The sequence below is a fragment of the Enterococcus sp. DIV0213h genome (genome assembly GCF_051711285.1).
Taxonomy (GTDB): domain Bacteria; phylum Bacillota; class Bacilli; order Lactobacillales; family Enterococcaceae; genus Enterococcus_D; species Enterococcus_D casseliflavus.
The window spans coordinates 571,332-583,927 of sequence record NZ_JBIOMH010000001.1 but is presented as its reverse complement, the minus strand read 5'-3'; the positions used below and the strand labels follow the sequence as shown (position 1 = coordinate 583,927).

The window sequence follows — 12,596 nt, the reverse complement described above, 5'->3', positions numbered from 1 at the left end:
TTGTGTTTTTGAATCGAATACGTTTATCATCGCTGCAAGTTTGGGTATTGCCAGATGCCTTCGATCCGCAGCAAATCACGGTACAAAACAAGGCGCTCTTGTTCCGTTGAGGTTTTGATCAGCTCTTCATTATCTGGTTCACCAATGATGTCTATCTCGTATTTAGGCTTTCCTTGTGGATGCAGCTGACCATTGATAATACGATCCGCAGTTTCAAACAAAACTTTTCCGCGGCGGACATGACTCGCAGAACTAATCACTGTGATTTTATTACTGAAATCAAGCTCATTTGCTAAATCAATTGAAAATAAGGCATTTTCAATCGTATCTGTTGCCAATGCTTCTTGAATAATTCGCTTCTCGTCAATGCCATTTTCAATCAACCATTGGTGCATCAGTTTTGCTTCCGTATTCTCTTTCTTCGGAACGCCTCCTGTCACAATGATTTTCGCTGTAGGATTTTTCTCCAAAAGTTTCAATGCATGCTCTAAGCGATTGATCAACGTTTCCTGCACTTGCCCTTCATCATCTAAGGCATAACCGAGTAAAATAAATAAGTGATTTTCTTCGTATTCTTTGATCGCAGTCGGCACTTCTTGCTTGCGTACCGCTTCTATGCGTTCAAATCCATCTTTGAATTTTTCTGTTTGGGCTTTATTTAAGGTTTCCATTTTCTTATACACTGTCTCATCAAAGGAGCCTTCTAATAAACCTGCATATACGTAATACTGAACAAGTGCTTGATAGTTTTCTGGTTCTTGCTCAACTACACTTTTAAAAATCGCCACTGCTTCATCCAGTTTATTATTGATCACTTTTGTACTGGCTAATGAGCGTCGATAATCAGTGGTGACTGGATCTAGACGTATCACTTGCTTCAGCAGTTCCTCACGTACTTCTTGATCCCCTTTAAGGGTCAATCCAGCAAAAACCTCACGTTCATTTTCCTTGAGGTCTCCCCCGTGCCAATAATAATACATTGCCTTATCTAACAAATAATCGATTCGTTCTTGTGTTGGGTTATTATTTTCTAAAGTGCTAAACCCATCTTCCGTTTGTTCTTCTGCAGTTGCTGATGCTATACTTTGTTCTGTTTGTTCACTTGTATTGATTGTTGTATCGGAGGTTTTCGTTTGGTTCATCTCCGTGCATCCGCCCAATACGAGCATTGCGATGAGCAATAAAAGATAATGGTGCATTTTTTTCATAAAAAGACCTTCTTTTCTATTTATTATTTCACTTCTTAAAGGTAAGCGGATTCAAAGGGATGAACCCGCTTGCCATGGTAAAGAAAGCGACCTTCTTTTTGAAGAATAGAAACCTAGGCAAGTTACGTGCTTCTAGTGGATAAAGCTGACCCTAGTTCGTCTGCTGTCACTGTTCCTTATAGACTGAGGGACAACACAAAGTAAGATTTCATCATTGCTATCCCCTCTTCTATACCGTGAACATCACTGTCTGTTTCACCTCGTCAGGTGTAATCGACTTCTTTCTAATCGTCACTAGAAAGGCGTAGGTTCTTTCTTATCGGCGCCAATAAGAAACGAAACACACGCAAAAAAAGTCATCAGACAGGAAATGTCCAATGACTTGACACAGCAAAATAAACCTCCAGCATCCCGCGTTTTTTTCCGATAAAATCGCTGGAATCACTAGAAAAACCGCGAGATTTTCGGTACAATAAACACGTTGAGCCTTTAGGGATCAACTATGGCAACTTGATTGGTCAACTGTCTAAAGTGAGTGACTGATCAGGGCCTCGTAAGTCTGCGCCAACAGAATTACGGGGTGCCTATTTTTTTTGGTTTCTATTCGCTTACATTCTATAGAATGTCTTTTGGAAAAGCAAGCGAACATCGCAATAAAATTGTAAATAATGGTCAAAAATATAAAAACTGTTGTGATTTTTTTCGATTCATATAGAATTATCTGTTGCTTTGCGTATTTATAAAAAAAGGAGGACCGAATCATCCATGATTCAGTCCTCCTTTTCGCGCTAGACGAATACAAACAAAATTCCGGAGCAGATCGTGCCTACCAATAACCCACGAATACTGCCTTCTCCTTCATTTGGTAACTCAAATTTGATGATATTCACCAGCAAAGCGCCGGTGATCAAGGCTTCAATGATGACCACCAAATAGTAGGGCAATGAAACAAAGAGGGAGAACGCAGCTCCCGCGAAAATACTGAAGGAAAGCACAAAACGGCCATATTTGTTATAGAGGGCACCATGATGGTGATAGAGCAGCCAATCGTTCATAAGAAAATGCAAACCAAAAGCAATAAAGTAGGTCAAAATGTAAAAACGCTCTGATAGCGTATTGGCAATCACGATATAGCCGATCATGATATTGTAGATCACATGAAAAGCGATATCCGACCAAAAAAAGGCGTTTTTGGCACTGGTGATGTCTTTCTTTTCTAACACCATAAACGTCCGCTCATCGATTTTGTAGATCACGTAACTGAAGACTAAGCCAAACAAAACGATGCCATAGACCCCGTGACTATAAAAAATCCCCGAATCCCAGCCAAATTCATCGATCAACACCGTTTGAAAATACGCCAAATGGGGCAATAGATGAACGATCGCATAGGAGATCCCTACCCCAGCGGCAAAGGAGCTCATGTATTGCACGTTTAGTTTTCTGGATGAGATAACATTTGAAGATAGATGGATGAAGATAAACCCTAAAGTGATCATGCAATTCACAAGATTGTTTGTTAGATACGTCATTGTTTTCTCCTTCTTACATTCCGTTTGCGGCATCGTTTAATCGCAATTTTCAATAACAAAGTCTTTTTAATTAGTTATTTTTGGTTATTTTCATGAAATATTCTTGTTTACTATACAGTAAGTGGGCTCGAGGGGCAATAGGTTTTTTAGGTTTTTGGGGAGAAATATTTTTGATAGAAAACGACCTTCATTATTGCCGATTTTTTACCGATGACCTTGCCTTCATTTTCGGATAGGATACTCTTGTTTTTGCTCGAGCAGACAGTAGGTCTAACTTCATTTTTTATAAAAAATTGGGCTTATTTGAAGATAACTTCAAATTTCCGAAAAAATGTAACCAATTTGAAGTTATCTTCAACTTTTTCAATTATGTCAGATTTTTGACGTTCGTTACCAATCACTGATGAATTCAGAAAGCCGTTGTTGCCCCTATTCCATCAAAAAAAAAGAAGCAAGAACTTGCAACGTCCTTGCTTCTTTTTTGTTACAATTCATTATACTTCTTTTTCGAATCTTTACTTTCTTTCACCGGATACTTCATGTTGTTTTTTTCCAGCTTTTCTTTGATGATCTCATCAATATCAAGACCCAAATTGTCTGCCAACATATAGGAATAAATCAGAACATCGGCAATTTCTTCTTTTAGATGTTCGAAATCTTGAGTGGCTTCTTCAGGTGTTTTCCATTGAAAAATCTCCAACAATTCGGCGGCTTCGATGGAGATAGAAATAGCTAGATCTTTTTCATTATGAAATTGTCGCCAATTGCGATCATCTCGGAATTTATTGATTCGTTCCATTGAAGAGGGTTGGTTTTGCATGGTAGGACTGGCTCCTTTCGTTTTGTAGGGTTATGAGTTTTTGGCGGAGATTGGGATTGATTGCATAGATGTAAAGCCCTTTGATTGCTCGTTTCATTAATACATTCAATGAATTAAGGATGATCGTTTCTTTGGCTTTCTTCGTCAATTCTTGGTTCATATCGTCACGTCCCGTAAACGCCCCTTTGTCCTCGTATTTATCGATATCGATGACAAGCTGGTCGGTCTCTGGATCGTAATCAACGGAAGGACCAATGACGACTCCTACATTGTTTAAATCAAACCCTTGGACGGTGTAGATTGAACCGACTTCACTGATCGTATCTGGTCGCTCCGCCCATGTTCGCTTCGTATCGGTCGTATTCCATGGCAGGTTGATCCCACCAGGGTCTACAAGATAAGAAGCTCCGTCTTTTTTATGAACATAATCGAATGTTGAGATGATCCGTGACAGACCTTCCTTTTTATCGAGAGAAAAGATTTTATTCTTCAACGCATCATGGGTTTCCATAATCTGAAGCTCAAAAGATGCTGTTGATTCTGGAATCGGTGTTACACGTTTTTCTACGATATCATCGATCCATTGAATTATTTGTGGACTACTTTTCATTCTTAATTGATCTTTTAGCTTAAAGCGAGAAGCATTGTACCTTTTCTGAAACTGATCCAGTTTGTCCTGATCCCAGTAACTTTTGATTTTCAATACTTGCTTCGGATCAAAAATACAAATCGTGATTTTTGCTCGCTTGATAATCTCTTCTAGTTGGTTTTCATAGTGAAAACTGTTATAGCTGTCTTTCTTCGTTAAAAGCAAATGGGCCTCATCCACAATAACGATGTCTGGGTGCAACTTCTGATTATCTGTTTTATTAATAAAGGAAGTTGGCTTTAACATATGATTCTTTTTTAAATTTGGCAAACTTTCTGCCATTGTATGATAGGTTTTTAACATTTCTGAATGGTTGACCAGCAAATAGTTATCGGTGCCTTTTAATACAGGATCTGACTTTGTATAGTCTTGAAGGGTGTTATAGAGAGATGCCAATAGGACGCTCTTTCCCGTTCCAGCTTCTCCTTCGATCATCAAGACTTTTTGTGTTTCATCCTGCTGAATCGCTTGTTTACAGTACTCAATGATTTCAAGTTTTATATCTAACTGTTCTGGCGTCAGTTCTTTAAAAGGGGATAATTTATATACATCCTTGTTGCGAATCGTATCGATTGAATGCTTCGCCAACTGACGCCTTTGCAATTCTTCCCATAACTCTTGGAAGACCACTTCATCATAATACTCTTTTTCATAATACTGATGCATCTGTACCTGTCTTGTTTGACTGACATTTTGCAACTGAAACTGCTCATCCCCAATGAAGTGATTGATCAAATTGGTTTCGATATTGTAGGTCGCTGATTGATTGAATTTTTCATGTCCAATCAGCAAGACTTCTTTAATTTCTCTGCGCTTAGAGTTATTCAAGTGCTGCTTCAATCGTTTATTCACTTGAACCGTTTGACCAATGTACGCAACAGGTCTTTTCTTTTCATTTCGGTTGTAGAGTATGTACACGACTGGATACTGATCGATATATGCCGTCGTTATGCTAGATAGCTCACCTTTCTTGAAATGATGATCTTCTATGATTAGTTGGTTGGTCATCAATTATTTCTCCGTTGTTCGCTTGATTTTTATTTATACATAATGATGTATTGAGAATGCTTTCACATAAAATACATGTTTACAATACAAAGGAATCGAATACTATTGATTCTAGTATAGCATTGTGATCTTTGTTCTTAAAGCATTTGACGGATGAAGAGCACTGAAAAATCTTGTTCGCCAATCCTTTTTCAAAATCACTTGATGAAACCAATCAGCAATATTCCTCCAAGTATGCAAGCTCCCCCCAAACTCAATAAAAGAAATTCTTTACGCTTTTTCTTCTGCTTGAAAACCAACAATCCGCCATACATGGAAATCAAAACAGCAAATTGTGAAAAAGTGAAACTCTTCGCTACCCCTAGCATTGGAATCATTAAAAATAGACTAATGTTCGCCATACTCCATGCAATGCCCGTACTAATATTTTTTCTGATTTGCTGCCAATCAATTTCTCTTTGTTTAGAAAAAGCAAAAACAGCTGATGCACTCCACATACCTATTGCTTGCGGAAATAATATACCTGAGCCGCTTACTTGAAATGCCTGCGGCAAAACTACATATACGGTTAAAGCCGCAGAGGAAAGCAACAAAAAAGCAACTGCTTTTCGGTTTGTCCGCTTTTGATTCTCTAATGTCTGTTTTTCTTTCCATGACGTCAGCCATATACCAAGTACAATCAGCAATATTCCTCCACTGCCAATCAGCCACATGGAAACATTTGTCCACTCTTGGAAAAAGAAGGCTGCAATAAAGGTTGTCCCTATTAGTTGAGTACCATTAGAAATAGGCATCGCTTCTGATACCGGTAAAAATTGAAACGAGTAAAATTGGAAGTATTGTCCAATCGCCCAAAAACATCCAGAAATAAATGCGATCATGACGGAAATATTTGAAAATTCTGGTTTTATAAGAAAAGTAAATAACAAGCTGACTGACACAGCAGCAGTTGTCGTTCCAACTAACTGATTAATTGGTTTGGCTCGAGTCAGCTTCGCAATAAGCGGCATGACACCCCAGCCTATCGCTGGTAAAAAATAAAAGAATATCATCATTTCTCCTATAATATACGCTTAAGAAAAGACTGAGCGAAAAACTCAGTCTTTTCTTGCGTTTTTAAAATTGATAGCAATCGTCTTGTATCGATACTTGTTGATTTGTTTTCAGCAGTTTTCCTTTCGAAAGATCAGGTGAAACAACGATGATAGCTGCATCTTTTTTTGCTTCAACCAGTTGTTGCAAATCCATCTCAGCTAATAAAGTACCACAATGCACTTTCTGACCGATGGTGACGTGAATAGAAAAAGGTGCCCCTTTTAGTTCAACCGTATCAATCCCCATATGGATCAAAACTTTCTCTCCTGATTTACTGCCAATTGTTATTGCATGATACGTTGGAAAAATATTTTCGATCATTCCTTCAATGGGAGAATGGACATGACCGTCATGACCGATGATTGCATAGCCCTCCCCCATCATTTTCGAGGAAAACACTTGGTCTTTTACAGCTGCCAAAGGAATAATTTGACCTTTTGCCACAGCTCTCAACACTTTTTTTTCTTTAAAAAAGAGCACGTTCTATCACCTCTACTTTAATTCAGGCCAATATTCTTTATTTGCCTCAATCATTTCATCTAAGATTTTTTTGGCCACTCGCGCATTCGGAACGGTCTGATTCAATGTGAATGCCTGCAATGCTTTTTGATAAGACTCTTCAAAGTAAGCATCAACAAGGAGCTTTTCAGCAGCCACTTGCGCCTCCATTAATCCCTTGTGAAAATCACAAATCGGTTCTCTCAGTGCAATCGGCTCCACTCCCGTTGCTCCCACGTAAGCAGGCACCTCAACTACGGCATCCGAACGCAGATTAGGAATCGCTCCTTGATTGGGCACGATCAGCATAAATCGGCGCCGTTCATCATTTAATAAAGATGTCGCCATATCCACAATGTATTGTCCATGCTCACCAAAGTTAAAATTTAAGACATCTTCTTTCTCTCCGCGTCGGATTTTATCTGCCATTTCTTTGGTATTTTTCTCACGGCCATCCATCACCATATTTGCTCGCGTGTATTTTTTGTCTGTGTGCTCTACAACCATATCTGGATACAAATAATACTCTAAGTAATTGTTAGGGATATTGTTTGGAAAATTTCTCGTGATGACTGACATCATTTGAAACGCTTCTTGCCAAGTTTTATCCCCCGCATTAAAGTCAGCAACTTGCATTTCTTGTGTTGTCAGCTTTTCAATAATTTCCGGCATGATTTCTCGTTTTAGCTCTTTATCATAGATAGAGGTATACCAACCAAAATGATTTAACCCATAATATGTCGGTATCCAATTTTCACGGTTGTAGCCATAGTTGACGGCAATCGTTTCTTCAATCGAGATGGTCATGTCGCATGCATTGATCATTTTCGCATTTGGGTACGTTCTGCGAACCGCTTCAGAGACGATCGATTCTGGATTTGTATAATTCAAGATCCATGCTTCAGGTGCATAGTCTTGCACATAACCGACGATCTCTAGCAATCCTTTCATTGAACGCATGCCGTACGCAAAACCGCCTAATCCACAAGTTTCTTGTCCAACTAGCCCATGATTCAAGGGGATTTTTTCGTCTTTTTCTCTCATTTTCATTCCGCCAACACGAATCTGTGAGAATACAAAGTTACAGCCAGTAAACGCATGCTTAGGATCTTCTGTTGAAATGATCTGAACATCTGAAAAGCCCTCTTTTTTCAGCATAAACTGAATAATCAAGTACATATCTGCATTTCGTTCTGCATCAATATCATACAAACGGATTTCAGCTAACGGTAAACGTTGTGCATTATTTAAAATAGCCTGAACAATTCCTGGTGTATAAGTACTTCCGCCTCCAGCGATGGTAATGATTTGTTTTTTCATCCTATTTTCTTCCTTTCTATTGTTCCAATAATTTATCAAATTCAGCCATTACATATGTCACTTCTAACCCAATGATCACTTGATAGTTTTTTTCAGTTGGCTTGATAATCCCGCTCACGCCTAATTGCTTGATTCTTTGTTCCTCTACCACTGAAGAATCAGCAACTTCAACACGCAAGCGTGTGTTGCAGCTATATGCATCCAAAATATTGGTTTTTCCGCCAAACGCTTGGAGCATTTTTTTTGCCATGTATTCATAATTTTTGCTCGCCAATCCCAACTCTGTTTCCTCTGGAGATATTTCTTCCCCAAATTTTGTCGCAGTTTCTCGACCCAATGTCTGGATATTTCTCGCTTTAATCAAATAATAAAAGGTAAAGTAATACAAGGCGAAAAAGACGAGCCCGATCGGAAGGATCAGAATAGCATTTGTCGCGATTCGGAAATTAATAAGATAATCTACAATACATGCTCCGAAAGTGAAACCAATTCGTATATTAAACAAATAACAGACGATCCCTGCTAGCCCAGCGAAAAAGGCATGGATCACATACAGCATGGGGGAGAGAAACATAAAGCTGAATTCAACAGGCTCTGTAATATTGGCAATAAACGAGGTGGTAGCACCGCTTCCCATGATTCCTTTAACCATCTCTTTGTTTTCTTTATACGCTGCTTTGTAAATCGCTAAGCAGATAGCTGGTATTCCAAACATCATCACCACAAAAAAACCTGATAAAAACAATCCTGCCTGCGGATCGCCATTAATAAAGCGTGTCATTTCTCCTCGGAAAACTTCCCCGCTAGGCGAAGTATAGCTTCCTAAATCGTAATATACATAGGTGTTCAAAACGTGATGCAAGCCAAAGGGAATCAACAATCGATTTAAAAACATAAAAATCCCAACACCGAGTGCCCCCATGTCAACCAGCATTTTGGCAAAATTGTCGATACCCATTTGTATGATCGGCCAAACCAAACCGAAAACAACCGCTGAGATCGTCTGTAAAATCATGACCATCGTCAACGGAAATTTTTCACCCGCAAAATAAGAGAAAACCATCGGTAATTTTTGTTCCTTAAAGCGGTTATAAGTCCAAGCGGCAATCAGTCCGGAAATGATGCCCCCAAAAATACCCATACTTACTGCTGGATTCATAATCTCCAACCCTTTTTTCAAGGTAGCTATTGCTAAGAAACCAGTAAGTGCTGGTATTCCTTTGTCTTTGGTTTTAGCAAAACCAATTGCGACCCCAATCGCAAACAAGATATCCAAATTGCCGAAAACTGCATTGCCGGCCGCTCCCAAAACGGGAATATTCAACATGTCGTCAGCTGATAGCCGCATGATCAATCCTGCTAGAGGCATTGCTGCAACTGGCAACAACATTGCCCGCCCCAACTTTTGTACATTTGCTTTAAAATTCGTCATTATTACATTCCTCCTATATTAAATTGTTTTATACGTAGTTAATTCAATCAACGAATCTTTCTTTACTTTCTGGGCAAACGGCGAATGAATCAAAAATTCAACCTGCTTCATGCGAGGATAAATGAAACTTGATCCCTCTAATAACTCCTGATCCAAATAAGCGGTGTGGCACATGACTTCGATCGTTTGGTCTTTTTGAAGCTTCTTATACAAATCCATCAAATAGTCTTCAATAGACGTACTGATTTGTCTTTTCTTCACCTCTTTTTCTCCCACGTCGTCAAAATACGGCTCAAAATAATCGACATGCCGTACTTCTTCACTTCTCTCAAAGTTTCCTCTGACGGGTAAATCATATTTTTGGGCTAAAGCAATCACTACTTCCTGATTGCTGCCAAAAGAATGCGTATGGTGATGACTGTCTAAGTGCGTAGGCAAGATCCCCGCTCGATATACTTTTTGAATCTGAGCATTCCATTCTTGATAGAGCTGATCTTGGTCAATAGCAAATGGTTGCTGATAAAACTTCAACGGTCTAAATCGGCCACCTTCTGTTAGACTATCAACGTTTTCCAAAAGTGGTTTTCCGCATGTTAGGGTCAAATGAACCCCTACTCCTAGACCCGGCACCTCCTTTTTTAGTTTCACTGCATGTTCAAAACCAGGCATGTTTGCCATCAATGTTGTCGAGGTGAGGATCCCTCGCTGGTAGGCATCTAAAATGCCATAATTAACACCATAGCTGTAACCAAAATCATCCGAATTAAAAATTACTTTTCCCATTTCATTCTTCCTTTCTTTTTCCGCTAAAAAAGCGCAACCAAATGAGCATAGCTTGTTTGCTATGTTTCATTCGGTTGCGCCTACCAACTAGTTACGCCCGGATTCACTTATTTAATAGATTCGTGCTAAATGAATGGCTAAATAAATAACTTCATTCTCTTGAACCGCCAGCTGAAACTGATTTTCAATGATCTCCTTGATTTTTAAAGCTGCTTGGTATGCTTTGCTACTCTTAAAAGTTTTCGTAAAAAAGCCAAAATTTTCTTCTGGAGAGGCTTCGTTATAAATCAAACGCTTGACCAAGAACTTGATATGGATCATCAAGCGATGATACATCAGTGATTCTTTATCAAAGTTTTCCAAATAAGATTTTTCTAAATAGCTCAAGATCGTTGTCGTCATTTCTAATATTTTCAAACTGTTCAAGCTATTGAGCTCACCTAATTCCGCATTTATAATGTGCATCGTGATAAATCCGACCTCATTTGCACCCAATTCCGTTTGGTACTGGCGATTGATCCGTTCAACTACCTCGACAGCTGTATCATATTCGGTTGGATAAAGAAGTTTCATTTCTGGCAGCATAATGGCAGTTACATGACTGTCTTCTCTTTTTCTTTGAACGGCAAAATACATATGATCTGTCAATGTAATATAGATATTGGAATCTAATGGAGAGCTGATCCTAGTGGAAATCAGTTGAATCATTTCTTCAGTAAACTCAATAAATTCTATCGGGATTTGTGCAGCGATCTCACTAAATCGCTTTGTTTTTTCTTTTGAATCCAATGTGAAAATTTTATCTGCAAACACTGGATCAAATGGCTGATTGACTACCGCTGAAAACCCAAGACCTTTCCCCATTGCTATTTTTTCTACTCCTTCATCATCAATCAAAACGGCATTATGATTCAGTTTTTTTACCACAAACATTGATTGGCCCCCTTTCCGCATAGTTCTTCAAAATTAGAAGAACTATTTTTCTGAAACTATCGAGTTATTTTCAAACAATAAAAAACGACCAAAGAAAGAACCCTTTCTTCGGTCGTGCCTAATTTAATAGTAGCACCCTATCACTTATGGACACAGTTTAGCATACTATGAAACCGGTATCAAGGGTGAATTTATTTTTTTGAATAATTATTGAGAGTGACAAGAATTGCTCAATCAATTATATTGATTCTCTTTTATTCAAAAAAGAGAAAACAATCGCTCTTTTATAAATATTTTAATGAACAGTTAGAACAAAAAATGTATAGAAATATTTTTATTTCACTTACATAGCACTTAGGGTTCCTTTTTTAACATAAAAATCTCTTATTTTATTTCAAACTACTTCACCAATCTTATAATTAAAATACGAATAATGATTAAAACTAGCGAGAACAATAAAATGAAGCTTTGCTGATTTAAAAGTTGAGAGTATGATTTTTAAACAAGTTTTTAAATTTCAAAACATGTTTTTAATGTCGAGAGAACACTTACATTCGTTTTGAAACCATTTATACTAATGAATGAAGAAACAGTGGCCACATCTTTCTTCTAGCTAAAAATAGCTAATAATGCTTCACTCAGTAAGATTTCAAATTGATTTAATGTTGTTCCAAAAAAAAGATTGGGTTGATAATCTGATATTCTTTTTGGTGTATATGTTTCTGTACTGATTGTTAACGTCGCCAAGTTGCCTATCTTTGAATTCTTTTCACCAACAAAAGCAATCAAATCAATATGATGGTCGTTCGCAACTTTAGCTAATTCAGCTAAACGAACCGTATCCCCTGAATTTGAGATAATAAAAAGCAGGATATCGCTTTGAACATTTTCTCTCAAGAATTCAAGATGACTATTGGCAGTCGCACGAAAACCATGTAGATTAAGAGCTTCAGAAAAATAATTTGCTATATTTTGAGAAAATCCTGATCCAAGGATCATCATTCGTCTATCACGGTAATCAGACATCAGACGAATAAATGTCTCTTTTTCTTTGTCTGAAAAGATTTTAGGCAAGGTCATACTGTGCCGTTGATTGCCTAACGAAAAGACTAATTCACTATATCCTGTAAAGCCAATTTTTTTAGCCATTTGTATAATTGTAGCAGTAGAAACATAAGAAACTTTGGCAACATCTCGAATACCTAAGTTTTTTAATGACTGACGATTTTTCCACATAAATCTTAAGACGTCAGCTTCTGAATTGTTCAACTGATATTTGTCAATAAGCATTTCAATATCCATAAGATCCACCTCAAAT

Annotated in this window: 11 protein-coding genes; all 11 read right to left on the bottom strand. The window is 38.0% G+C overall.

Going from position 1 to position 12,596, the window contains the following annotated elements:
• Window positions 1-26: 26 nt before the first annotated feature.
• A complete protein-coding gene (locus tag IGI77_RS02725) occupies window positions 27-1,208 on the bottom strand; it encodes an ElyC/SanA/YdcF family protein (protein ID WP_438769418.1) in 1,182 nt (393 codons plus the stop codon).
• A gap of 788 nt (window positions 1,209-1,996) precedes the next feature.
• Complete coding sequence (locus IGI77_RS02720) at window positions 1,997-2,740, bottom strand: hypothetical protein (RefSeq protein WP_005227479.1); 744 nt, start codon at window positions 2,738-2,740, stop codon at window positions 1,997-1,999.
• A gap of 484 nt (window positions 2,741-3,224) precedes the next feature.
• A complete protein-coding gene (locus IGI77_RS02715; RefSeq protein ID WP_061053736.1) occupies window positions 3,225-3,560 on the bottom strand; it encodes a nucleotide pyrophosphohydrolase in 336 nt (111 codons plus the stop codon).
• Entirely contained in the window at window positions 3,523-5,217 is a 1,695-nt protein-coding gene (locus IGI77_RS02710; RefSeq protein ID WP_438769415.1) for a DUF2075 domain-containing protein, read from the bottom strand. Before IGI77_RS02710 ends, IGI77_RS02715 begins: the two co-directional genes overlap by 38 nt.
• A gap of 197 nt (window positions 5,218-5,414) precedes the next feature.
• Window positions 5,415-6,272, bottom strand: a complete 858-nt coding sequence (locus tag IGI77_RS02705; RefSeq protein WP_438769414.1) for a GRP family sugar transporter — start codon at window positions 6,270-6,272, stop codon at window positions 5,415-5,417.
• 61 nt (window positions 6,273-6,333) lie between these two features.
• On the bottom strand, window positions 6,334-6,792 hold the full coding sequence (locus IGI77_RS02700; protein WP_438769412.1) for a PTS glucose transporter subunit IIA: 459 nt from the start codon (window positions 6,790-6,792) through the stop codon (window positions 6,334-6,336).
• A gap of 12 nt (window positions 6,793-6,804) precedes the next feature.
• Complete coding sequence (locus IGI77_RS02695; RefSeq protein WP_438769410.1) at window positions 6,805-8,130, bottom strand: maltose-6'-phosphate glucosidase; 1,326 nt, start codon at window positions 8,128-8,130, stop codon at window positions 6,805-6,807.
• Between the two features lie 16 nt (window positions 8,131-8,146).
• Window positions 8,147-9,562 carry a PTS transporter subunit EIIC gene (locus IGI77_RS02690; RefSeq protein WP_438769408.1) on the bottom strand — a complete coding sequence of 472 codons (1,416 nt, stop codon included), beginning with the start codon at window positions 9,560-9,562 and terminating at the stop codon, window positions 8,147-8,149.
• An 18-nt stretch (window positions 9,563-9,580) separates the two neighbouring features.
• On the bottom strand, window positions 9,581-10,345 hold the full coding sequence (locus tag IGI77_RS02685; protein WP_438769406.1) for a carbohydrate deacetylase: 765 nt from the start codon (window positions 10,343-10,345) through the stop codon (window positions 9,581-9,583).
• A gap of 111 nt (window positions 10,346-10,456) precedes the next feature.
• Complete coding sequence (locus IGI77_RS02680; protein WP_034868804.1) at window positions 10,457-11,278, bottom strand: PRD domain-containing protein; 822 nt, start codon at window positions 11,276-11,278, stop codon at window positions 10,457-10,459.
• A gap of 609 nt (window positions 11,279-11,887) precedes the next feature.
• The gene (locus IGI77_RS02675; RefSeq protein WP_005227461.1) at window positions 11,888-12,580 is read right to left on the bottom strand and encodes a MurR/RpiR family transcriptional regulator; all 693 of its coding nucleotides are present in this window, start codon (window positions 12,578-12,580) and stop codon (window positions 11,888-11,890) included.
• Between the last annotated feature and the right edge of the window lie 16 nt (window positions 12,581-12,596).

Coding starts and splice junctions, on each gene's coding strand:
- IGI77_RS02725 (WP_438769418.1), bottom strand. CDS start 1,208: ATGAAAAAAATGCACCATTATCTTTTATTGCTCATCGCAATGCTCGTA.
- IGI77_RS02720 (WP_005227479.1), bottom strand. CDS start 2,740: ATGACGTATCTAACAAACAATCTTGTGAATTGCATGATCACTTTAGGG.
- IGI77_RS02715 (WP_061053736.1), bottom strand. CDS start 3,560: ATGCAAAACCAACCCTCTTCAATGGAACGAATCAATAAATTCCGAGAT.
- IGI77_RS02710 (WP_438769415.1), bottom strand. CDS start 5,217: ATGACCAACCAACTAATCATAGAAGATCATCATTTCAAGAAAGGTGAG.
- IGI77_RS02705 (WP_438769414.1), bottom strand. CDS start 6,272: ATGATGATATTCTTTTATTTTTTACCAGCGATAGGCTGGGGTGTCATG.
- IGI77_RS02695 (WP_438769410.1), bottom strand. CDS start 8,130: ATGAAAAAACAAATCATTACCATCGCTGGAGGCGGAAGTACTTATACA.
- IGI77_RS02690 (WP_438769408.1), bottom strand. CDS start 9,562: ATGACGAATTTTAAAGCAAATGTACAAAAGTTGGGGCGGGCAATGTTG.
- IGI77_RS02685 (WP_438769406.1), bottom strand. CDS start 10,345: ATGGGAAAAGTAATTTTTAATTCGGATGATTTTGGTTACAGCTATGGT.
- IGI77_RS02680 (WP_034868804.1), bottom strand. CDS start 11,278: ATGTTTGTGGTAAAAAAACTGAATCATAATGCCGTTTTGATTGATGAT.
- IGI77_RS02675 (WP_005227461.1), bottom strand. CDS start 12,580: ATGGATATTGAAATGCTTATTGACAAATATCAGTTGAACAATTCAGAA.